The following is a 20,334-nucleotide window of genomic DNA, read 5'->3' as shown; positions in this document are numbered from 1 at the left end:
TGCCATGTACCGATACATCGCCGTGCTCTGGAACACCCACTCGGAATCCGCGACGGCGCAGGCGGAACGCATCGTGGAAAGGATCGGCGCCAGGCTGCCCGGCATCGCCTGCGTGTTGAACGACAACGGCGCGGCGATCCATGTGCAGAGCGACAACCACGGCTATTTCGAATGCAATCGCTCGAACGCGCTGGTGGTACTGGGCAAGCTGTTCCACAAGACGTTCGGCGAAGGCAAAGTGCCTTGCTGCGTGAACCTGGATCCCGCCACAGCGGACGCCGCCTGCAGCAGCCAGGGCCGCAGCATCGTAGAACACTACTGGGGCCGCTACGTGGCGTTCGGCTTCCAGCAGGAAACGTCGAGCTGGTTCGTCCTGCGCGATCCCACTGCGGAGATCCCGTGCTATATGACCACGGTGGGCCAGTTGACGCTGGTCTTCTCCAACATGGAAGACTGCCTGATGCTGGGTCTGCGCGAATTCAGCGTTGACTGGTCCTTCCTGTCGTACTCGCTGCTGTACCCGTTTCGTGATGGCCTGCAGACCGGCTTCGAGGAGATCACGGCGGTCGAAGCGGGTGAAGCGGTTTCAATCCGCGATGGAGAGCCGGTGGGCCGGCACTGCCAGTGGGACGTGGTGCGGCTGGCCCGCGACGCGCCGATCGAAGATCTTCAGGAAGCCGTGTCGCTGGCGCGTTCCACGCTGCTGGGCTGCATCGGTGCACTGGCCAGCCCGCACCGGCGCATCCAGCTGCAGCTGTCAGGCGGGCTGGATTCCTCGATCATCCTGGCCGGCCTGTTGCAGGCGCCGTCGGCACCGGAGGTGACGTGTGTTCACCACTACGATGAGGGCATCGGCGCCGACGAACGGCTGTTCGCGCGGATGGCAGTGCAAGGGGCCAGTGATTCCTCGGGCAGGCGTTGCGAATACATCGAGTACCGAAGGCAACCTCACTGCGCGCTGGAAGAGATCATGACCTTCCCGTGTACAGCCCGGCCGGCGCATTGTTCCGGCTATCTTCTCCACCGCCGTGACGTGGCCTTCGACGGTGACACCGTGCAGTTCACCGGTGTTGGCGGTGATGCGGTGTTCCTGCGTTTCAAGGGCAATGCCGCTGCGATCGACTACGCCTGGCGGCGCGGCATCGACCGGGATTTCTTCCGCGTCGCCTTCGAAACCGCGCAGTCCGGCGATTCACTGTACGGGGTGCTGAAGGATGCGATGGTCCATGGTCTGCTCAAGCGGCCAGGCAGCATCAATGGCCGTTGGGGCAAGCCGTGCCCATGGGTGCGGGTGGACCGCGCCGAACAGGATGGCATGCAGCCGGCCTGGTTGCGGCACGCGCAGGCGCAGGGGCATCGCGTATCACCCTACAAGCTGGCCCATATTGGCCGCATGGTGTTTCCGACCAGCGTCCTTGATCCCTTCGAAGGTGCAGGCCACTGGCATGGCGTATCGCCGATCAGTGCGCAGCCGCTTGTCGAACTGTTCGCGCGCATTCCGCTGCACCTGCTCATCGCGGACGCGGAAGACCGCACCATCGCGCGGCGTGCAATGAAAGGCCTGTTGCCGGAGGTGCTGCTGTCGCGGAAGGTGAAATCCTATCTGGATGATCACTCCGTGGCGGTCACCCAGGGGCACCAGCAGTTCATCAGGAATCTTCTGGTCGATGGAATGCTGGCCAGGCGCGGCTATCTCGACAGCGCGCTGGCCGATGCGGGCATCCAGCAGGTCGGCCCGGACCACTCGTCGCAGGTGCTCGGCATCTTCGGCCCGCAGATCAACATCGAAGCGTGGCTGCGGCGCTGGTCCGGCCAGCGTGGCGCGCAGGCGGCCGCCGTGGCCTAGGCGCTGCGGCTCATTTCTTCCAGGTACAGGCTCTCAAGATCGTTCGCGGTGATCGTGCTGGCATCAAGCGTCCTGCGCAGGCGGCCGGCCCGCATCAGGCCGATCGTGGTCGCCACTTCCCGGGCGCGGAACAGATCGTGGGTGGCCATCAGGATCGCCGTGCCGCGATCGCGTTCCCGCACGATCAACTCATGGAATTCGGCTGACGCCGTTGGGTCCAGGCCCGAGGTGGGTTCATCCAGCAACAGGGCGCTGGCTTCCTTGACGATGGCCAGTGCGATGCCGACCTTCTGCCGCATGCCCTTGGAATAGAGGCCCACGCGTCGCCCGAATGCGTCGGTCGCCAGGCCGGCGGACCTGAGTGCGTCCTTCAACCGCGCTGGCGAGCGTTCCTCGACACCGGCCAGGCGGGCGAAGTAGTCCAGATTCTCGTAGCCGGTCAGCTCGTCGTACAGCGCCACGGTCTCGGGGATGTACAGCAGCCGCCGGCGTACCTCCTGCGGCTGCCGGTGCGCACTGAGGCCGTCCACTTCGGCCGCACCGGAGGTGGGTTTCAGAAAGCCAAGGAACAGTTTGATGGTGGTCGATTTGCCGGCGCCGTTGGCGCCCAGCAGGCAGAAGATCTCGCCGGGCTTCACCTCGAAACTGACGTCGTCCAACGCCCGATGTGCGCCGTGTTCCATGACCAGGCTTTTTGCAGACAGCATGTGGACGTCTCCTCAGGGCGTTGCCAGCCGGCTGCGCAATGCACCGGCTGCTAGCAGGACAAGCAGGGTGGCAATGATCAGTGCGGCGAGATCGGCCAGGACACCACGTTGGGCGACGCCGGCTGTTTCGTGGAACTGGAAGCGGGGCAGGGTGTCGTACTCTTCGAAGGTCTGCGGCGCGTCACGATCCAGATAGGCCTTGTGCAACAGCCGCCGCGCCTGCCAGAAGGAGTGGACCTGTCCCTGGAAGTCGAGCGCGCGGTCGGCATCCGAGCCTGCGATGCGGTCGAGCGCGTCCTGTGTCGCGACGGCCGGCAGCAGCAGCCGCACCTTGTCCAGAACCTGGCGATGTGCGGCCTCGGCCTGCGCATGCGAGGCGATCAGGCGTTCCAGTTCCCGGTCAGCTGCAACCCGATCGGCGTAGGCCTGGCGCACAGTGTCGGAGATGACGGGGGACGGCGAATTCACTGGCGCCGACCTCGCATGCTCGCGCCGCTGGCGCGTGGCGATGTCGGACTGCATCGCCTTTACTTCGGTGGCGAACTGCATCTGTGACGGCGGCGGCGCGATCAGATTCACCGTGGCCAGCGCCAGCGACGGCGCCATGACCACGATCAGCAGCCACAGCGCGCCGGCGGCGATGGCCGCCTCGGTGGTGCGCCGGGCAAGGCAGCCGATCAGCAGTGCAAGGGCCAGCCAGAACGCGCCGTACAGGAGGACAGTCAGGGCCAGCATGGCCAGGCCCGCAGGACTGCGCGCGCCGGCCCCGATCGTCACCGCCAGGAGGATGACCAGTGCGGGCAGCAGCACCATCAGGCCACGGGCCAGCACCTTGACCACCAGCAGGCGCGTTGCCGACACCGGCTGTGACAGCACCAGCGCCGCGATGCCGCGCTCGCGCTCACGGGACCACAGATCGTGGGTGGCCACGAGAATGACCAGCGGCAGCAGGAAGACGATGACGAAGGCGAGGTCGAACCGTCCCGCAGCCCGTGCCGCTGGATTGCCGATGTCGGCCCAGACGTGCTTGAGCAGCTGGGTCGGATCGCCCAGCGCGACCACATCGGCGGTGTAGGGGTAGGCGTCTGCCTGGCCGATCGACAGCGGTGCCATGGCGGCGGGCGCAAGCACCGGCTGAGTGCGGGGCAGCACCGAGGGCGCCTTGCCGACGAATGCCCGGCTGCGTTCCTTCGTCTGTTGTTCTTCCTGCTTGATCAGGGCGATGGCCGCCTCGCGCTGGTCCACCCATGCGCGGCCGTTCCACGCGGCGTAGGCACCCAGCCCGAGCAGCAGGACAAGCAGCACCGGCAGCGCTCGATCGCGCAGCAATCGGCGGATCTCATAGCGGGCAATCGACACAACGTTCATGGCGATCTCCCCAGCTTCCGTGCGGAGATGAGCACCACCACGCAACCCAGCATCAGCCAGGCCAGCAGAATGACGAGATTTCCGCGCTGCGCGGCAGCGGTACCGGCCAGGGTCTGTTGCGGCGGCCGGTAGTGCACTGAACGGGTGATGCCGGCGATGTCGGCCACATGCTTCCCGCCTTGTGGTGCCTTGTGCAGTTTCACTTCCTGGTTGAGTGCCTGGATCAACCGATAACGGTAGTCCTCCACGCCGCGCAGGAACGCCAGATGCGCCGGGAAATCCGTGCCGGCGAAGGCGCGCGACCAGGACTGCAGCGCCAGCGTCGGCGAGGCAAGGCCAAACAGGCGCTGGGTGGCGTCCTGCTGCTGGTAGGTGGCATGCAGGCGATCGAAATGGCGGTTGTAGACGCGCGTCGAGTTGGCCTCGGCAAACTCCAGCGCCACACCGCGGAAGTTCAGCGGCAGGTCGTCAACGCTGTCGACCCGGTAGCGCGCCATCAACGCCGTGCGCAGGGCATCAAGGCGTTTGTCGGCCGGGTCATGGCCATCCGCGCCGTTCTCCGCTTCTTCGGTCACGCCGGTCCTGAACGCCGGTGCCGAAGGGGTCGGGTACAGGGATTCGGCAACCGCAGGCGCCACCCTCGGCAGCAGCAGTGTGGACACCACCCAGAAGCCGAGCAGCACGACCAGTGACGTCCGTGCCGAGCCGGCAAGTGCCGACACCCCCACGGTAAGTGCACAGAACACCAGCAGATAGAGCAGGTAGGCGGCCGCCAGTGCGAGCAGGGCGGCAAGATCCGTGGCGTCGCCGTACTGGATGGACAGCCCCGGAAGACTGATCAGCAGCATGGCCATCACCAGCAGCAGCGAGGCGGCCGCCAGGGCAATCAAGCGTCCACAGATCAGCACGCCGGCCGAGGCGCCGGTACCGAGTTCCTGGCGCAGCGTCTCGCGGGCGACGTCGCCGGACAGGGTCGCGAACCCGGCGAGGATGATCAGCAGCGGCGCCACCACCTGCAGCGCCCACGCCGCAGAGAAGCCCTCGAAGCGGCTGAGTGCGGTGCCACCATCCACGGCACGGTGCCGGGCCGGGTTCTGCGCGTGGCCTTCGATGAACACCGAGGTTCCCAGGTAATCCGTCAGCCCCGGGTCCAGTGCAGCCAGTGGCCGCACGGGGGCAGCAATGGCACGCCCCACATGTGCGGCGCTATGCGGGTCGATTGTGCCCTGGCTGTCCCAGAGCCGCGCCTCTTCCTCGCTCATTGCCTGGCGCTCCTGCGCCTGCAGGGACAGGCGTGCAGCACCACTGAGCACCGATGCTCCCGCAATCAGCAACAGGGCAAGGGCAAGCCACAGCACGCGCCGCTCGCGCCACATCAGCGTGAGCTGGGTTGCCGCAACAGCAAACGCCTGCTGGATGGCCATGACGGACCGGGACAGGGCAGGGGCTTCGGCGCGCATGGCGGCTTACCAGCGGTGCGTCAGCGTCATGGACAGGAAGCGACCCAGCGCTGTTGCATTGGTGGGGTCATAGCCGGTGTTGATGCTGTTGACGATGAACGGCGGATCCCGGTCGAACAGGTTCTGCACGTTGAACGCAAGCGATGTGCCACGCTGCGGGTCCGCCGATGCACCGAAGTGGTAGGCGAGGTTCAGATCTACGGTCGTCCAGGAGCTGACGTGGGGCCGGGCGACATTGGCGGGGTCGCGATAACTGTCCACGTAGTTCACGAAGATCCCCGCCGCGGCCTGCTGCCGGCTCAGCGCGATGCCACCGCGCATCTTGAGGTCCACCGGGTAGTAAACCGAATTCACCGCATCCACCTCGGGCGACGTACTGGTCACGCGCCGCTTCGACTCGATGATGTACTGCCCGGCCAGGTTCAGCCCGATGTGGGTCTGGCCGGCATCGAAGCCATACGATCCGCTGAAGTCGACACCACGCTGCCGGGTGAAGGCGTTGTTGCGGAAGCGGTTGTCGAGGATCACCTGGCTGTTGGTTTCGTCCATGCCTGGCGGCAACGCATACGGCCCCACGCGCGAGACGAACAGGCCCAGCCCCGATACGCCCAGCTGGCGTGCCTGCTGGATCTGCTGCTGCGTGGGATTGGTGGTCAGGATGTCTGCGTAAGGTGCGGTGGACTGCAGGAACAGCGACGGGAAGCTGCCGCCGAAGCCGCTGCCGATACGGTCGGCGTATTCGATGTGGTAGTAGTTCGCATCGATCTTGAGCCCCGGCAGCGACGGCGGCGCGAACGAGAAACCGCCGGTCCAGGTCTTGGCCCGTTCGGGGCCCAGATCGGGATTGCCATTGGAGAGCATCATCAGGATGGTGTTGCCGTTGGCTGCGCTCGGATTGGGCACGTTCGCCACCACCACGGTGTTGTTCAACTGCATGTCCTGGTACACCGGCGCCCGGTAGGAACGACCATAGCTGGTACGGAACGAAAGCCCCTGGGTCGCCTCCCACAGCAGGCCGAGCTTGGGATTCAGCGTGGAACCGAAATCGCTGTAATCGTCATAGCGCGCTGCCGCAGTGAAGGACAGGCTGCGCACGCCCGGCATGTCCTTCAGCAGCGGGATGTTGAGCTCGCCGAAGGCGGACCTGATCGTTCGATGCAGGTCGAGTGGCTTTTCCAGGCCGCGATGATCGATCAGCTCATAGCCATCGCGGCGGTAGCCCGCGCCGAACGCCGCGCGTATCGGCCCGGTGGGCAGGCTGAACAACTCGCCGTCGGCGACCACATCCAGGTAGCGGGATTCGGAGTTGGTATTGGTGGGCGGCGCGGTACTGGCCGAACTGCCGGTGATGGTGGTGCGCTGATAGGACACATCGCTCCTGCCGAACCCGGAATTCAGGCGCGCCTGCCACCCGCGTGGAAGATCCAGGGTGAGTCCCGCGAACAGGTCGAACTGGCGCGTATGCGGGAACAACCGGGTTTCGTCGGCCGTGCCGGAAATGGTGGTGTCCATCTCGCGCTTGGCGAACGAGCCGGTCACGTTCAGGGTCAGCACATCGCTGAGCTGCTGCACGCCGTCCACGTACAGGCTGTGGCGCTTCGAACCGGGGTAGAGGTCGTACGGCTTGACCCGCACGTTCTTCGAGAAATCCTTGTCCACCGCCGGCAGGTTGCTCTGCTTCAGGAACTCGTAGCTGGCCAGCACATGGCCACCATCCCACGACCAGCCTGCCGACTGCGAGGCCTGGTATTCCTCCATGCCGCCGGTGGTCACGGCGCCGTAACGCACAGCGGTCTCATACCCGGTGAAGTCGCGGCGCAGGATGATGTTGACTACACCGCCGACCGCATCGGTGCCATAGATGGCCGAGGCACCATCGGTGAGGATCTCCACGCGTTCCACCGCACTCAGCGGTATCAGCGAGACATCCACGTACTGGTAGCGGTTCGACGAGGTCACGCGGTGGCCGTTGATCAGGGTCAACGTGGTGCCGGTTCCCAGACCGCGCAGGTTGATGGCGGTGCCCTGGCCGAAGTTGTTGCCGGTATCGCGGTCGACGCCAAGGTTGGCGACGTTGGCACCATTGGCGCCACCGCCGAAGTTCTGCGGCAGTTTCTCGAACAGCTGCTGCACGGTGGCCACGCCGGTGCGGTCGATGGCCTCCTTGTCGATCACGATGATCGGGGATGCGCCGCCGCCAATGGCATCGCGGATGTTGCTGCCGACCACCAGCACCTTGTCCAGGGTCGCGGTCGGCGCCTCGGGCGCTGCGCCTGCGGCCCGCGAGCGCCGGGCATCGCCGGGGTTCTGGGCGATCGCAGGCACGCTGGCCAACAGTGCAGCGGCAATGCTGAGGGCCATGAGCGCGCGTGGCATGGCAGCGGATACGTTCGTCATTCCCCGGTCCATCGATCCCATCCGAAAGTGGCCTGCGACGTGGCTACGTCGCTCCAGAATAGATATGTTATAGCATATCATTCCGGGGTTGAGTCCACGCCGGAACCAGGCCGATGAAGAAGACTGCTGTTCCGCCCCCCGTTGCTGAAATCCTGGGCGCGTACTGGAAGGCTGACCGCAGGCTGCTGCTGCTCATCGCCGGCAGTGTCGTGCTGTCCAGCCTGGCCAATGTTGCGGCGCCCTATCTTTTCTCACGTCTGATCGACCGTCTGCCCATCGACGGGGTCGGCGCTCTCGCGGGCGGCTTCCTGCTGTATGCGGTCATGCTTGGCGCTGGCAGCGCCCTGCAGAACACCGTGCAGTACCTGTCGTTCCTCAGTGGCGAGAATCTTGGCTTCATCACCAGTACCCGCTACTTCGCCCGTCTGCTGAAGAAGACCAACAGCTTCTTCCTGGAGTACAACGCCGCCGAGCTGCAGGCTGCAGGGGAGAAAGGCCGTGGCGCGCTGAAGATCGTGGTGCAGCTGGGGCTGGTGGCCTTCATTCCCAGTGCGCTGCAGATCCTGCTGACGCTGATAACGCTGGGTGCGTTGATCAACCTGCAGGTGGTGGCCATCGTGCTGGCCTACGGCACGGTAGCCGTCACGCTTTCCGCCATCGCTACCCGGCGCGCACGCATCCATCGCGAAGCTGCGGTCGAGGCCGGCCAGCAGAACGCGCGCTTCGTCGGCAATGCCATGAATGCCATGGAGACGCTGCGCCAGTTCGGCGGCAGCGGCTGGATGGTGCAGCGCTTCGAGCAGAAGGCCCAGGAGGTGCGCGACAGCTGGCGCGCCTACGTACTGCAGCGGATCGGCTTCATTGCGCTGCTGGGCATCGGCCTGGCGGTCGAGTTCATCGTTACCTTCCATCTGTTGCTGCCGCGCTACCAGAGCGGCGGTCTGAGCGTCGGCGACATCGTCCTGTTCAATCTGCTGCTGCTCCAGCTCAACATGCCGTTCGAGATGATCGCCCGTTCGATCGATGACGTTGCGCGCTCGTGGAGCATGCTGGCTCCGCTTTCCACCTTGTGGGCGGCGCCCGAGGAGCAGCAGGTGGCCGATGCCCAGCGCTTTGCGGGTGAAAGCGGCCGGCTGGCGTTCGAGCGGGTCAGCCACCGCTATGGCAACGGTCGCGGGGTAAGCGATGTGTCCTTCGAGGCCGAACGTGGCGGCATCAATTTCCTGATCGGGCCGACCGGGGCAGGGAAGTCGACGCTGTTCAAGCTCGCCCTGAAATCGATCGATCCCCAGCGTGGCCGGATCCTGGTCGATGGCCTTGACCTGTCCCGGATCGACCGTGCGGCCTGGCATGCCGCTGTCGCGGTGGTTCCGCAGGATGTCATCCTGCTCAACGAAAGCCTGGCCGACAACATCCTGTTGGGGCGCGCGCGTGATGATGATCGGCTGCGGCATGCCGCACGCAAGGCTGCGATCCTGCCGTTGATCGAGGCGCTGCCCGAGGGGCTGGAAACCACGGTGGGCGAGCGGGGCCTGAAGTTGTCCGGCGGGGAACGCCAACGCATCGCGATTGCCCGTGCACTGTATGGCGAGCCGGCGATCCTGTTTCTGGACGAGGCAAGCTCCGCGCTGGATGAGGCCACTGAACGCGAGATCATGGACCATATCCGCGCACTGGCGAACGATGTAACCGTGGTGGCCATCACCCATCGACGAGGCATCGTGAGCCCGACTGACCGGGTGATTGATCTCGGGGGGTGATGCTTAGGGCCAGGAGGCGCTCCGCAGCCAGCGTGTTCGTCTCGACAATCGGCTATCGTGAGCGCTCTTTCCTGATCGCCCTTCAAGCGCCAACGCATGGAAGCCACTTCGATGACCGTTCGAAACAGACGTTGGTTTCATGCCTTCGTCGTGTCCGTCGTACTCCTTGGTGCCGGATGCACGGGCGGGAAGGCGCCATCGAAGGAACCGGGGGCAGAGATCGACGAGGTTGCGCAGACCCTGATCGAGCAGCCCTTGCTGCACTCGGCCTCCATCGGCGTGGTGTACCGGGGCAGGACCTTCATCCGCCATCGCGGCGATATGGTGGCCGGTACAGCCGGCGCGCCGACCGATGCCACGCTCTATGAGATCGGCTCACTGAGCAAGACGCTGGCCGGCACCTTGATGGCCAATGCGGTGCTGGAAGGCAGGGTGGGCCTGGAGGATGACGTTCGCACGTACCTGCAGGGCGACTATCCCAACCTGCAGTACCAGGGCCAACCCATCCGCGTCCGCCACCTGCTGTCGCACACCAGTGGCCTGCCGAACATGCTGCCGGAGCGCGCGAACACGGTACTGGAGGACTTTACCGATCACCGCACGCCGGGCGAACTCAATGCGCTCTACGCGCACTACGGCAAGACGGATTTCCTCCGGGACCTGCACGCCGTACAGATCCCGCGGATGCCAGGCAAGGAGTACGCCTACTCCAGCGCAGGGACCGAGCTGGCGGCGCATGTTCTGGAGGTGGCCTACAAGACCGACTACGCGTCACTGCTGCGTGGCTTCTTCAGCGACTCCGCGGCGATGACCGGCCTCCGGATCAGGCTGGATGATGCCGAAGCGCCGCGGTTGGCGGCCGGCTATCACAGCGACAACCCCGTACCGACCACGCCGATGCCGCAGTTGCCATGGGGCGCTTCCGGAAACGTCAAAGCAACCGTCCCGGACATGGTGAAGTACCTTCAGTTCCAACTGGCCAATGGGCCGGTGGTAAAGCAATCGCATCGCGCCCTGGCCAGATTCGACGACGAGTTCAGCATCGGCTACTTCTGGAACATCGTCGCCGGCGATCGCCAGAAGGGCGTCTACTATGCCCATCACGGTGGCGTACCGCGCTCACAGTGCTACATCTACATCATGCCCGAGCACGATCTGGGCATCTTCGTGATCACCAATCAGAGTGGCGACCAGACCGCGCATGCCATGGAAGCGGCGATCGATGCCCTGGTCGGGAAGATTGCTGCAGGCAAGACCCCATAGTCCGGGGGGCGCCCGGCAGCCCCCGACTAGAGCAGCAACAACGCCCCGATCAGCGCAGGCGGCATCACCAGCGCGCCGACGCGCAGGAAGTCGAGCGCGCTGACATGCTCGCCCTCGCGGCGCAGCGCCACCAGCCACAGCATCGTGGCCAACGAGCCGGTCACCGACAGGTTGGGGCCCAGGTCCACGCCGACCAGCAATGCGGCGCGGGTCTGTGCCGGCAGGTCGGCCATCTGGCCCAGCGAGCCAGCGGCCAAGCCGACCGGCAGATTGTTGGCCACGTTGCTCAGCAACGCCGCCGCGCCACCGGCCAGCCAGCTGGCCTGGTGTGGCGATGCCTGCGCCACGGCCTGCAGCGCGCTGGCCGCCGTCTGGATGACACCGGTCTGTGCTACCGCTTCCACCAGCACGAACAGGCCGGCCACCAGCGGCAGTACGCCCCATGACACATGGCGCAGCAGCGGCAACGGGCTGCGTCGTTGGCGCATCGCCACCAGTGCCACACTCAGCGTGCCTGCGCAGAACGTGGCCAGGCCGAGCGGGCCATTCAGTGCGGACGTCACCAGCAGCACGGTGCCGGTGAACAACACGCCCAGCGCGCTGAGCCGACCACCTTCGGTCAGCGGGCGATGCGCCGGTGCCGCCACCAGCGGCTGCGCGATCTCGCGCCGATGCACCCAGCGCAGCACCAGATAGGTGGCGCCGATCGCGGCCAGTGACGGCAACGCGAACTGTGCCAGCCACTGCATCAAGGGCGGCATGTGCTGGCCGTACACCACCAGGTTGGCCGGGTTGGAAATGGGCAGCACGAAGCTGGCCGCATTGGCGATGAAGGCGCAGACGAACAGATAGGGCAGGGGGTTGGCGCGGGCGGCCTTGCAGGCGGCGTAGACCGCCGGGGTCAGCACCACCGCCGTGGCATCGTTGGAAAGGAACACGGTCACCAGCGTGCCGACCAGGAACACCAGGTCGAACAGGCGTCGTCCCGAGCCTCCCGCATGACGGACCGCGTACAACGCCAGCCAGTCGAACAGGCCTTCGCGCCGGGCCAGCTCGGCCAGCACCATCATGCCGACCAGGAACAGATAGACATCGCGGCCCTCGGCCACCGCGTGCAAGGTCGTGCCGACCGACATCGCTCCCAGCAGCGGAAGCAGAAGGGCAGCCCCCAGTGCCCACACGTACTCCGGAATGCGGAACGGCCGGAACAGCAGGCCGACGGTGGCAACGGCCACGGCCGCCCAGATGAGGAAAGAGGAGTAGGAAACGAGCATCGGGCGGGGTGTCTCAGCGGCGCCGACGCGTACCTCGCAGGAGCGCGCCCGCTGCAATCACGGCAGTTCGGGGAAGGCGGCATCATACTCCGTGAGCTGCGCCCGAGTTGTGGAGCCCAGTCCATGCTCGTCTGCTTGCCGCATGCCCCGGCACCCACGCTCCGCGAACGTTTTCTTCGGGCGCTCTTCACCGTCGCTCCGCTTAGAGTGAAGGCCACTCAAAGTGTCACGCATGGAATCAACGATGTCTGAATACCGGGACTGGATCTTCAATGCCAACGGCCGAACCCTGGTAGCCCGGGTGGAGCTGGATGGCGACGGCGGCGGCATCATCAACCGCTACCAGTTGACTCCGGGTCCCGCGCAATCCGGGCTGTGCATCAAGGTGGCCTCGCAGGCCGAAGCCGCAAAGAAGCTCGAAACCGAGGTGGAGAAACTGCTCGGCCCAGAGTGGTAAAGAGGGCTTCGCTGCGGCAGAAGCGTTGTGAGGTTGCCAGCGCCACTCCGCAATCTCATTCCATGCGACGGCCGACCGTATTCTTCGGGCCATGCATTCACCCTCCAGCCCTCCCGATTTCATGACCGCTACCCGGCCCTCCGGCTGGGTGCAGAGCGGTGACCGCTGGGACCTGTGGTGGAACGGCCGCTGTGTGGCCAACGTCGTGCCGCATGCCGTGCTCGGTGTCCGCCTGTTCCTCGACGCGCGGAAAATGTCACAGACCAAGGTGGTGGCTGCCGCGAATGCGCGGCAGGCCAAGCGCTACGCCGAACGCTGGTGCGCCGCCCGGCTCTGCCCGCAGTTGCGGCTGCGCGATGCGGTGGCGCGGCTGCTGGATGCCGGTACTCCACCACCTTCCGCGCTCACGCGGGAGCAGCGGCAGCAGGCCCGCCGCCTGGCCGAGGCCGGGGCGCGCGAGATGGGCCGGATCAAGGAGGCGCTGGCGCTGAGACGGACCCCTGCGATGTCGCGAGCGCAGGAGCAGGCACGCCCGCTACCCAGATAGAACCTCGGCCACGTGGTCCTGCGCGCACCTATAATGCCGCCCCCGGCCCCGATCACTTGCTGATCAAGGCACCTGCCGGGTCTACCTGCGGCATCCATCTGGAGTTGATCAAGAATGCAGACGTTCACGGAAGAATGGATTGGCGCCCTGCGGCGCGTCGCACTCTGTGCGGGACTGGCTGCCCTGGCCTGCAGCACGCCTGCGCTTGGCAATGACAACGCAGCCGAGCGGGATCGCGTGATGGCTGCGGCGAAGACCGGCAACGCGGAAGCCCAGAATGAACTTGGAGACAGGTATCTGCGCGGCGCAGGCGTCGACAGGGACGCAGCGAAGGCAGCGGACTGGTACCGCAAGGCGGCCGATCAGGGCTATGCGCCGGCACAGTCCATGCTGGGTGTGCTGTATCTGCGAGGCAATGGCGTGCCGAAGGATCCCGCTCAGGCCCTGCACTGGGTACGCAAGGCTGCCGATCAGGGCAATGCGGACGCACAGTCCGATCTCGGGATCATGTACCTGCAGGGCCTGGGCCCGCAGCAGGATGATGCCCAGGCTGTCCTGTGGCTCCGCCGAGCCGCTGAGCTCGGCTCGCCAGCCGGGCAGTACAGCCTTGCCAATCTCTATCAGAAGGGACGCGCCGGCCTCACGAAAGACGAGGCCCAGGCCATGCAGTGGTATGCCAGGGCAGCCGTGCAGGAGCTCGGCCTAGCGGGAGTCAAGGAGGCCCGTCTGGAGCTGTGCCTGAATCGCAAGGAGAACGAGGTGTGGTGTGCCGAGATGGACACGCCCGGCGCATTTGGCCCGGTTGAAGCACTCACAGCGGCTGCCGATGGCGGTGATGTGGAGGCGCAGACCAGGCTCGCCCTGATGTATGCCAAGGGTATCAGCGTACAGAAGGATGAGGCACGATCCGCCGACCTCTATCGCAAGGCGGCTATGGCGGGCTACGCGCCTGCACAGGCCGAGCTGGGATACCTGTACTCCATCGGGCATGGGGTGCCCAAGGACCAGGAAGAGGATATCTACTGGACCTGTGAGGCTGCAGCGCAGGGAAACCGCAGGGCGATCCGCAATCTGACCATCAAGCAGACCTACGATCTGTTCGATCCGAAGGAGTGCCCCGAGCGGCGCGCGCGCAAGCGCTGAGTGCCGATGCGTCCGGACCCCGCACAGAGGTCCGGACGCAGATCGCTTGCAGCGGTTACGCCGAGAGCTCCTCGCGCACGATCCTGGCCCCTTCGCTGAGCGCACGCAGCTTGCCCCGTGCCACGTCACGGGCCAGCGGCGCCATGCCGCAGTTGGTGCTCGGGTAGAGCTTGTCGGCATCCACGAACTGCAGCGCCTTGCGCAGGGTGTTGGCCACTTCCTCAGCCGTCTCCACCGTGCTGGAGGCCACGTCGATGGCGCCCACCATCACCTTCTTGCCGCGCACCAGCTCGATCAGGTCGATCGGCACGTGCGAGTTGTGGCATTCCAGCGAGATGATGTCGAGGTTGGAGGTCTGCAGCTTCGGGAACGACTCTTCATACTGGCGCCACTCCGAGCCCAGCGTCTGCTTCCAGTCGGTGTTGGCCTTGATGCCGTAGCCGTAGCAGATGTGCACGGCGGTCTCGCACTTCAGTCCTTCGATCGCACGCTCCAGTGCGGCCACGCCCCAGTCGTTCACTTCGTCGAAGAACACGTTGAAGGCGGGCTCGTCGAACTGGATGATGTCGACGCCAGCGGCTTCCAGCTCCTTCGCTTCCTCGTTGAGGATCTTCGCGAATTCCCAGGCCAGCTTCTCGCGGCTCTTGTAGTGCGCGTCGAACAGGGTGTCGATCATGGTCATCGGGCCGGGCAGGGCCCACTTGATCGGTTGCGTGGTCTGCCGGCGCAGGAACTTCGCATCCTCCACGAACACCGGCTTGGGGCGGCTCACGGCGCCGACCACGGTCGGCACGCTGGCGTCGTAGCGGTTGCGGATGCGCACGGTTTCGCGCTTCTCGAAATCGACGCCGTTGAGGTGCTCGATGAACGTGGTAACGAAGTGCTGCCGGGTCTGCTCACCGTCGCTGACGATATCGATGCCGGCGTGCTGCTGTTCCTGCAGGGACAGGCGCAGGGCATCCTGCTTGCCTTCGGTCAGTCCTTCATCCTGCAGCTTCCAGGGCGACCAGAGCTTTTCGGGCTCTGCCAGCCAGGAGGGCTTGGGCAGGCTGCCGGCGGTGGAGGTAGGGAGCAGTTTCTTCGTCGACATTGCGTTCTGTGTCCTGGGGCGAATGGAGAATCGATGGATCAGCGGGCAGCCCACTGCTCAAGCACGGCGCGATACGGCTTGATGAAGTGCTCTTCGGTGAACCTGCCCTGCTTGACCGCCAGCTGGCTGCGCTCTTCGCGGTCGTAGACGATGCGGGTGGAGGAGTAGTCCTGGTGCTTCAGGCTGGGCTGGTAGACCTTGCCGGCCACGGAATTGGCGTTGTAGATCTCCGGCCGGTAGATCTTCTGGAATGCCTCCATCGTGCTGATGGTGCCGATCAGCTCCAGGTTCGAGTAGTCGCCCAGCAGGTCGCCCTGGAAGTAGAACGCCAGCGGCGCGACGCTGCCCGGCGGCATGAAATAGCGCACCTGCAGGCCCATCTTGTCGAAGTACTGGTCGGTGGGGGAGAACTCGCCCTGGCGATACTCCACGCCCAGGATGGGATGGTGGTTCTCGGTACGATGGTAGGTCTTGCTGCTGGAGACGCTGATGCAGATGACCGGCCCCTTGCTGAAATTGGCGCGGTAGGCCTCCGATTCCAGGAAGTGCTGGAACAGCTTGCCGTGAAGATCACCGAAGCCTTCCGGAATGCCGAAGGTGGCCTTTCCCTCGTTGCTGGCCGGCAGTACCACGCTGAAGTCGTAGTCGCGCACATAGGACGAGAAGTTGTTGCCGACGATGCCCTCGGTGCGCGCGCCGGTGTGCGTGTCGACGATGGTCGGGCGCAGCACTTCGATCAGCGGGAATGGATCGCTGCCGTCGGCTCCATCGATGTGCATCTCCACCGAGATGATGTCCAGCTCAACGGCGTAGCGGTCCGCACTCGGGTTGTCCCAGTGCGCCAGATCGTTGAAGCGGTTGTTGATCATGCTGATCGTGTTGCGCAGGTTCTCCCGGCGGGACTCGCCGCGAGCGAGGTTGGCGAAGTTGGTGGTGATGCGCGTGCCGTCAGCGGGCTGGTAGTCCTCGTTGAAAGGGATGCGCGTGATGCTGAAGGTGAAGTTCTCGGTCGTCATGGGCGGCGTTCCGGGTTGCGGAGGTGACATCCGAATGCGGGTCGCTGGCATTCGGCATTCAAAGGACTGCAGCGGTCTCGGCAGTGGCAGGCGCTATGCGATGGGACAGGGCAAGCAGGGGCATCGCCCGCTGCACCGCCAGCCGTGCGCGCTGGATCAGAGCGTCGTTGTGCACGCGGCCCTCGGCGAAATCGCGGTCGGTGGCGTAGACGCCGAGGGGCAGGGTGCGCGCCTGGAAGAAGCTGAAGAGCGGCCGCAGCTGATGATCGATCACCAGTGCGTGGCGCTCGCTGCCGCCGGTGGCGGCCAGCAGGATGGGGGTGTCGACCAGCGCATCCTGGTGGATGAAATCGAAGAAGTGCTTGAACAGGCCGGTGTACGAACCGCGGTAGACCGGCGTGGCCACCACCAGTACGTCTGACTGTTCAACGGCCACCAGCTGCCGCTCCACAGCCTCGGGCAGCTGCGAGCGCCACAGCGCACCGGCCAGCTGCGGCGCCAGTTCGCCCAGCTCGATCAGGTGCGGCTCGCAGGCAACGTCCTCGCCGATCAGGTCCAGCAGGTGCTCGGCCAGGGTTGCAGCCCTGGAGGGGCGCTGCAGTCCGCCTGAAACGGCGACGATACGGAGGGGGCGGGTCATCTGTTCGCTTTCAGCAGGGGAGGGGCTCCTTCGGGCAATCTGCGGGGGCGCAGTCCTGCAGGCCGGCGAGGTGACCGGGCTGGCAGGCAACCGAAGGCATGACCCGATCCTAGTCATGCCCTTCCATGACGTAAAATGGTATTACTTCACCAATCCATGAGCGGTATTCATCGTCATGTTGGAACGGATCCACCTCAGCATCGTGCAGCAGGTCGAGCAACAGGGCTCGCTGACTGCTGCCGCCGGCGTGCTCAACCTGACCCAGTCAGCCCTCAGCCACAGCATGAAGAAGCTGGAGCAGCAGCTCGGCACCGATGTCTGGCTGCGCGAAGGCCGCAGCCTGCGCTTGACCCAGGCCGGGCAGTACCTGCTGGCGGTGGCCAACCGCGTGCTGCCGCAGCTGGACCTGGCCGAAGAGCGGCTGGGCCAGTTCGCACAGGGCGAGCGCGGCGCACTGCGCATCGGCATGGAATGCCATCCCTGTTACCAGTGGTTGCTGAAGATCGTCTCGCCGTACCTGGCCGCGTGGCCGGACGTGGATGTGGACGTCAAGCAGAAGTTCCAGTTCGGTGGCATCGGTGCACTGTTCGGCTACGAGATCGACCTGCTGGTCACGCCGGACCCGCTGCTGAAGCCGGGCCTGAAGTTCGTGCCCGTGTTCGACTACGAGCAGGTGCTGGTGGTGGCCAGGAATCACGCCCTGGCCAAGGTGGATCACGTAAAGCCGCGCCAGCTCGGCCAGGAAGTGCTGATCAGCTACCCGGTGCCGTTCGAGCGCCTGGATATCTACAACCAGTTCCTGCTGCCGGCGGGCATCACGCCGCGGCGCCACAAGACCATCGAAACCACCGACATCATGATGCAGATGGTGGCCAGCGGCCGTGGCGTGGCCGCCATGCCGCGCTGGCTGGTGGAGGAATATGCCGCACGCATGGACGTGGTGCCGGTGCGCCTGGGGGCGAAGGGCATTCCCAAGCAGATCTACCTGGGCGCGCGCGAGGCCGATACCGGTATCGACTACCTGCAGGCCTTCGTCGAACTGGCGCGTAACAGCACGCCGATTGCCGGCAATGTGGGCGGAGCGCGTTGATGCCTGCACCTGGATCGCAGCGGGCGGAAGCCTTCATCAACGCGTTTTCTCTGGAAGTGAGCGCGAAGGCCATGCCGGCACTGCGCGCGGAAGCGGATCGCATCGCTCCGGGAACGACGATCTCGATCCCTTACCTGGCGAGCGAGGACGACGACGCCCGGCTGGCGGCCGCGCGCACGGTGCGCGAACTCGGCTTCGAGCCGATGCCCCATCTCTCTGCCCGCCGCATCGCGTCGCGTGCGGCGCTTGCGCGGTTCCTGGAACGCGCCGCCAGCGAAGCGGGGGTAGAGAAGTGCCTGCTGATCGCCGGTGATCTTTCCGCGCCCGCAGGGCCGTTTGCCGACAGTACCTCGATCATCGAGACCGGCCTTCTTGAGCGTTACGGCATCAAGGTTGTGGCCATCGGCGGGCATCCGGAAGGCCATCCGGTGATGACCGCCGAGGACCGGTGGCACGTGTTGGAACGCAAACGCCAGGCCATCGAGGCGAGAGGCATGGCACCGCTGATCATCACCCAGTTCGCCTTCGATGCCGATATCGTGCTGGCCTGGCTGGATGCGCTGCGCGCCCGTGGCATCACGGTTCCGGTACTGGTGGGCGTGCCGGGCCCGGCCAGCATTGCGCGGCTGGCGCGCTACGCCGCGATGTGCGGCGTGGGTGCCAGTGCATCGATGCTGGCGCGGTATGGCATCTCGATCGGCCGGCTGCTCGGCACGGCGGGGCCGGAGGTGTTTGTGGATCGGTTGGTGAGTGGGCTGACGGATGCCCACGGCGCAGTCAGCCCGCACTTCTTCCCGTTCGGCGGCATTGCCCCATCACTGGACTGGATCGAGCGGTACCGGCGGCGCACGTCGGCCGCCAGCGTCTGATGCTCTATCGATGATCGCGTGGCCGGGCCCTTCAGCCCGGCAGTTCGCACTTCATCTTGCCATCTACGTAGTACGGCTTGGGTACGTTCGGGTTCTCGCTGGTCTTCTCGAAGACCACCTCGAACGACGCCGCATCGGGCGAGCCCTTGCGGTCGGTGCACGCGTCCTGCAGCTTCTTCTTGACCGCAGCGATGCCCGCATCGCGATTGGCACCGTCGGCGCTGTTGGTCAGGTTCACGGTCTCGGCGGAGGCCAGCGGGCTCAGGACCAACAGGCAGCCGGTCAACATCAGGGTGTGCAGTCTGGTCATGCCGCGTACCTCATGGGTCTCCAATGATGCTCCAGCATAGAGCGGGGCTGTTAACGGCCTGTGGCCGCCCCGGCTTCGGGGCAGGTTCACCCGCATTCGTCGTCGAACACGGGAGTCTGGTCGGATGCCTCCCCTTGGCCCGGCGTGTTCGGCTAGGCTGCAGCGACTGACCGCAAGGATGAAGGCCCCCATGATCCGCTGGCTGTTTCTGGCGCTTGCCGCGCTGCCGCTCGCTGCTGGGGCCGTGGTCATCCGCCACGATGTGGACGATGCCCGCTATCGGATCGAGGGGTCAGAATTCCCCGCCCTGGCCGACATGCCGGGTGAAGGGCAGGGCATTCTGATCGCCCCACAGTGGGTGCTGACGGCAGCGCATGCCGCACCAATGGAAGGGATGGGGCTGGCCATCGCCATCAACGGCAGGGACTACGGCGTGGAGCGCGTGTTCGTGCACCCCGGCTACAGGAGAATGCCTGACGCATTGGGCAATGAGGCTATGGCAACGGGAAGCCCGGCGAAGATCCACGCGTTCCTGGCCGGATCGGATGACATTGCGCTGATCAGGCTCACAGCCCCAGTGAGCGACGTGCAGCCCGTGGCGCTGTATCGCGGCAGCGCCGAGGTCACGCAGATCGCCGCCTTGATCGGGAAGGGCGCCACTGGCAATGGTGCGATGGGACTGGTGCCGGGCGGACCGCATCGCACTACGCTGCGGCGGGCATACAACGCGATTACCGGCGGCAATGATCGCTATCTCTGGTATCGGTTCGATGCCCCGCCACAGGGCCTGCCGCTTGAAGGCGTGCTCGGTAACGGGGACAGCGGCGGCCCATTGGTGATCAAGGATCACGGCGTCTGGCAGCTGGTGGGGCTGGGCTCCTGGATCACCGCCGTTCCCGAGCATGCCCTTGAGGCCGGCTTCTACGGGCAGGTGGTGCACAACGTTCGGGTATCGCGCTATGTGGGTTGGATCGAGAGCGTCCTGAGTGCGCCCGATTACCGCCCAGTAACGCCCGAAGACTGACAGCTGTCACTGGTTGCAACCCGGGCGGAAGCGAATAGTGGGCGCCAAGGCGAGGGCACCTCGCCACCACCCA

18 protein-coding genes are annotated in these 20,334 nt (G+C 65.5%); 9 read left to right on the top strand and 9 right to left on the bottom strand.

Features of this window, described 5'->3' with window-relative positions; translation table 11 throughout:
• Nucleotides 1-4 precede the first annotated feature (4 nt).
• Complete coding sequence (locus ACZK5G_RS11370) at nucleotides 5-1,846, top strand: asparagine synthase-related protein (RefSeq protein ID WP_478463321.1); 1,842 nt, start codon at nucleotides 5-7, stop codon at nucleotides 1,844-1,846.
• Here the strand turns inward: ACZK5G_RS11370 and ACZK5G_RS11365 are convergent.
• The 4 genes from ACZK5G_RS11365 to ACZK5G_RS11350 are packed head-to-tail and all read right to left on the bottom strand — an operon-like array spanning nucleotide 1,843 to nucleotide 7,778.
• The gene (locus ACZK5G_RS11365; RefSeq protein ID WP_182266092.1) at nucleotides 1,843-2,553 is read right to left on the bottom strand and encodes an ABC transporter ATP-binding protein; all 711 of its coding nucleotides are present in this window, start codon (nucleotides 2,551-2,553) and stop codon (nucleotides 1,843-1,845) included. The two genes, ACZK5G_RS11370 and ACZK5G_RS11365, sit on opposite strands and share 4 nt — an antisense overlap.
• A 12-nt stretch (nucleotides 2,554-2,565) precedes the next feature.
• Nucleotides 2,566-3,921: an ABC transporter permease subunit gene (locus ACZK5G_RS11360; RefSeq protein ID WP_478463320.1), complete on the bottom strand. Its 1,356-nt coding sequence runs from the start codon at nucleotides 3,919-3,921 to the stop codon at nucleotides 2,566-2,568.
• Nucleotides 3,918-5,381: a DUF3526 domain-containing protein gene (locus ACZK5G_RS11355; RefSeq protein WP_478463319.1), complete on the bottom strand. Its 1,464-nt coding sequence runs from the start codon at nucleotides 5,379-5,381 to the stop codon at nucleotides 3,918-3,920. Before ACZK5G_RS11355 ends, ACZK5G_RS11360 begins: the two co-directional genes overlap by 4 nt.
• A 6-nt stretch (nucleotides 5,382-5,387) precedes the next feature.
• On the bottom strand, nucleotides 5,388-7,778 hold the full coding sequence (locus ACZK5G_RS11350; RefSeq protein WP_478463317.1) for a TonB-dependent receptor plug domain-containing protein: 2,391 nt from the start codon (nucleotides 7,776-7,778) through the stop codon (nucleotides 5,388-5,390).
• Nucleotides 7,779-7,891: 113 nt separating this feature from the next.
• Between ACZK5G_RS11350 and ACZK5G_RS11345 the strand changes: the two genes are divergently transcribed.
• Nucleotides 7,892-9,538, top strand: coding sequence for an ABC transporter ATP-binding protein (locus ACZK5G_RS11345; RefSeq protein WP_478463316.1), 1,647 nt, complete (start codon nucleotides 7,892-7,894; stop codon nucleotides 9,536-9,538).
• A gap of 111 nt (nucleotides 9,539-9,649) precedes the next feature.
• Entirely contained in the window at nucleotides 9,650-10,801 is a 1,152-nt protein-coding gene (locus ACZK5G_RS11340; RefSeq protein WP_239669804.1) for a serine hydrolase domain-containing protein, read from the top strand.
• A gap of 26 nt (nucleotides 10,802-10,827) precedes the next feature.
• Here the strand turns inward: ACZK5G_RS11340 and ACZK5G_RS11335 are convergent, their stop codons facing one another.
• The gene (locus tag ACZK5G_RS11335; protein WP_478463314.1) at nucleotides 10,828-12,075 is read right to left on the bottom strand and encodes an arsenic transporter; all 1,248 of its coding nucleotides are present in this window, start codon (nucleotides 12,073-12,075) and stop codon (nucleotides 10,828-10,830) included.
• Nucleotides 12,076-12,319: 244 nt separating this feature from the next.
• Between ACZK5G_RS11335 and ACZK5G_RS11330 the strand changes: the two genes are divergently transcribed.
• From ACZK5G_RS11330 to ACZK5G_RS11320, 3 genes are all read left to right on the top strand, one after another.
• The gene (locus tag ACZK5G_RS11330) at nucleotides 12,320-12,532 is read left to right on the top strand and encodes a hypothetical protein (RefSeq protein ID WP_478463313.1); all 213 of its coding nucleotides are present in this window, start codon (nucleotides 12,320-12,322) and stop codon (nucleotides 12,530-12,532) included.
• Nucleotides 12,533-12,623: 91 nt separating this feature from the next.
• Nucleotides 12,624-13,079 carry a hypothetical protein gene (locus tag ACZK5G_RS11325; protein ID WP_478463312.1) on the top strand — a complete coding sequence of 152 codons (456 nt, stop codon included), beginning with the start codon at nucleotides 12,624-12,626 and terminating at the stop codon, nucleotides 13,077-13,079.
• A 114-nt stretch (nucleotides 13,080-13,193) separates the two neighbouring features.
• Complete coding sequence (locus ACZK5G_RS11320; RefSeq protein WP_478466471.1) at nucleotides 13,194-14,222, top strand: SEL1-like repeat protein; 1,029 nt, start codon at nucleotides 13,194-13,196, stop codon at nucleotides 14,220-14,222.
• Nucleotides 14,223-14,277: 55 nt separating this feature from the next.
• Here the strand turns inward: ACZK5G_RS11320 and ACZK5G_RS11315 are convergent, their stop codons facing one another.
• The 3 genes from ACZK5G_RS11315 to msuE are packed head-to-tail and all read right to left on the bottom strand — an operon-like array spanning nucleotide 14,278 to nucleotide 16,968.
• Nucleotides 14,278-15,312, bottom strand: coding sequence for a methionine synthase (locus ACZK5G_RS11315; protein WP_478466469.1), 1,035 nt, complete (start codon nucleotides 15,310-15,312; stop codon nucleotides 14,278-14,280).
• Between the two features lie 38 nt (nucleotides 15,313-15,350).
• Nucleotides 15,351-16,328 (bottom strand): DUF1852 domain-containing protein, encoded by a 978-nt coding sequence (locus ACZK5G_RS11310; protein ID WP_478466467.1) that lies wholly within the window; start codon nucleotides 16,326-16,328, stop codon nucleotides 15,351-15,353.
• A 58-nt stretch (nucleotides 16,329-16,386) separates the two neighbouring features.
• The gene (gene msuE, locus ACZK5G_RS11305; protein ID WP_134951244.1) at nucleotides 16,387-16,968 is read right to left on the bottom strand and encodes an FMN reductase; all 582 of its coding nucleotides are present in this window, start codon (nucleotides 16,966-16,968) and stop codon (nucleotides 16,387-16,389) included.
• A 175-nt stretch (nucleotides 16,969-17,143) separates the two neighbouring features.
• Here msuE and ACZK5G_RS11300 point away from each other — a divergent pair, with 175 nt between their 5' ends.
• Nucleotides 17,144-18,058, top strand: coding sequence for a LysR substrate-binding domain-containing protein (locus ACZK5G_RS11300; RefSeq protein WP_121503309.1), 915 nt, complete (start codon nucleotides 17,144-17,146; stop codon nucleotides 18,056-18,058).
• Nucleotides 18,058-18,927 carry a methylenetetrahydrofolate reductase gene (locus tag ACZK5G_RS11295; RefSeq protein WP_478466464.1) on the top strand — a complete coding sequence of 290 codons (870 nt, stop codon included), beginning with the start codon at nucleotides 18,058-18,060 and terminating at the stop codon, nucleotides 18,925-18,927. Before ACZK5G_RS11300 ends, ACZK5G_RS11295 begins: the two co-directional genes overlap by 1 nt.
• A 31-nt stretch (nucleotides 18,928-18,958) precedes the next feature.
• Here ACZK5G_RS11295 and ACZK5G_RS11290 read toward each other — a convergent pair whose 3' ends face one another.
• Entirely contained in the window at nucleotides 18,959-19,237 is a 279-nt protein-coding gene (locus ACZK5G_RS11290) for a hypothetical protein (RefSeq protein ID WP_459001106.1), read from the bottom strand.
• A gap of 190 nt (nucleotides 19,238-19,427) precedes the next feature.
• On the opposite strand from ACZK5G_RS11290, the gene ACZK5G_RS11285 reads away from it, so the two are divergent.
• Nucleotides 19,428-20,261, top strand: coding sequence for a S1 family peptidase (locus ACZK5G_RS11285; RefSeq protein WP_478466462.1), 834 nt, complete (start codon nucleotides 19,428-19,430; stop codon nucleotides 20,259-20,261).
• Nucleotides 20,262-20,334: the final 73 nt, after the last annotated feature.

It is taken from the genome of Stenotrophomonas sp. 62841_Sma, assembly GCF_056482945.1.
The sequence above is the reverse complement of the archived record's forward strand: the minus strand, read 5'-3'. Positions and strand labels throughout refer to the sequence as shown.

What these genes read in the sequence shown, in the direction of transcription:
- ACZK5G_RS11370 (WP_478463321.1), top strand. Translation starts at nt 5, where the DNA reads ATGTACCGATACATCGCCGTGCTCTGGAACACCCACTCGGAATCCGCG.
- ACZK5G_RS11365 (WP_182266092.1), bottom strand. Translation starts at nt 2,553, where the DNA reads ATGCTGTCTGCAAAAAGCCTGGTCATGGAACACGGCGCACATCGGGCG.
- ACZK5G_RS11360 (WP_478463320.1), bottom strand. Translation starts at nt 3,921, where the DNA reads ATGAACGTTGTGTCGATTGCCCGCTATGAGATCCGCCGATTGCTGCGC.
- ACZK5G_RS11355 (WP_478463319.1), bottom strand. Translation starts at nt 5,381, where the DNA reads ATGCGCGCCGAAGCCCCTGCCCTGTCCCGGTCCGTCATGGCCATCCAG.
- ACZK5G_RS11350 (WP_478463317.1), bottom strand. Translation starts at nt 7,778, where the DNA reads ATGACGAACGTATCCGCTGCCATGCCACGCGCGCTCATGGCCCTCAGC.
- ACZK5G_RS11345 (WP_478463316.1), top strand. Translation starts at nt 7,892, where the DNA reads ATGAAGAAGACTGCTGTTCCGCCCCCCGTTGCTGAAATCCTGGGCGCG.
- ACZK5G_RS11340 (WP_239669804.1), top strand. Translation starts at nt 9,650, where the DNA reads ATGACCGTTCGAAACAGACGTTGGTTTCATGCCTTCGTCGTGTCCGTC.
- ACZK5G_RS11335 (WP_478463314.1), bottom strand. Translation starts at nt 12,075, where the DNA reads ATGCTCGTTTCCTACTCCTCTTTCCTCATCTGGGCGGCCGTGGCCGTT.
- ACZK5G_RS11330 (WP_478463313.1), top strand. Translation starts at nt 12,320, where the DNA reads ATGTCTGAATACCGGGACTGGATCTTCAATGCCAACGGCCGAACCCTG.
- ACZK5G_RS11325 (WP_478463312.1), top strand. Translation starts at nt 12,624, where the DNA reads ATGCATTCACCCTCCAGCCCTCCCGATTTCATGACCGCTACCCGGCCC.
- ACZK5G_RS11320 (WP_478466471.1), top strand. Translation starts at nt 13,194, where the DNA reads ATGCAGACGTTCACGGAAGAATGGATTGGCGCCCTGCGGCGCGTCGCA.
- ACZK5G_RS11315 (WP_478466469.1), bottom strand. Translation starts at nt 15,312, where the DNA reads ATGTCGACGAAGAAACTGCTCCCTACCTCCACCGCCGGCAGCCTGCCC.
- ACZK5G_RS11310 (WP_478466467.1), bottom strand. Translation starts at nt 16,328, where the DNA reads ATGACGACCGAGAACTTCACCTTCAGCATCACGCGCATCCCTTTCAAC.
- msuE (WP_134951244.1), bottom strand. Translation starts at nt 16,968, where the DNA reads ATGACCCGCCCCCTCCGTATCGTCGCCGTTTCAGGCGGACTGCAGCGC.
- ACZK5G_RS11300 (WP_121503309.1), top strand. Translation starts at nt 17,144, where the DNA reads ATGTTGGAACGGATCCACCTCAGCATCGTGCAGCAGGTCGAGCAACAG.
- ACZK5G_RS11295 (WP_478466464.1), top strand. Translation starts at nt 18,058, where the DNA reads ATGCCTGCACCTGGATCGCAGCGGGCGGAAGCCTTCATCAACGCGTTT.
- ACZK5G_RS11290 (WP_459001106.1), bottom strand. Translation starts at nt 19,237, where the DNA reads ATGACCAGACTGCACACCCTGATGTTGACCGGCTGCCTGTTGGTCCTG.
- ACZK5G_RS11285 (WP_478466462.1), top strand. Translation starts at nt 19,428, where the DNA reads ATGATCCGCTGGCTGTTTCTGGCGCTTGCCGCGCTGCCGCTCGCTGCT.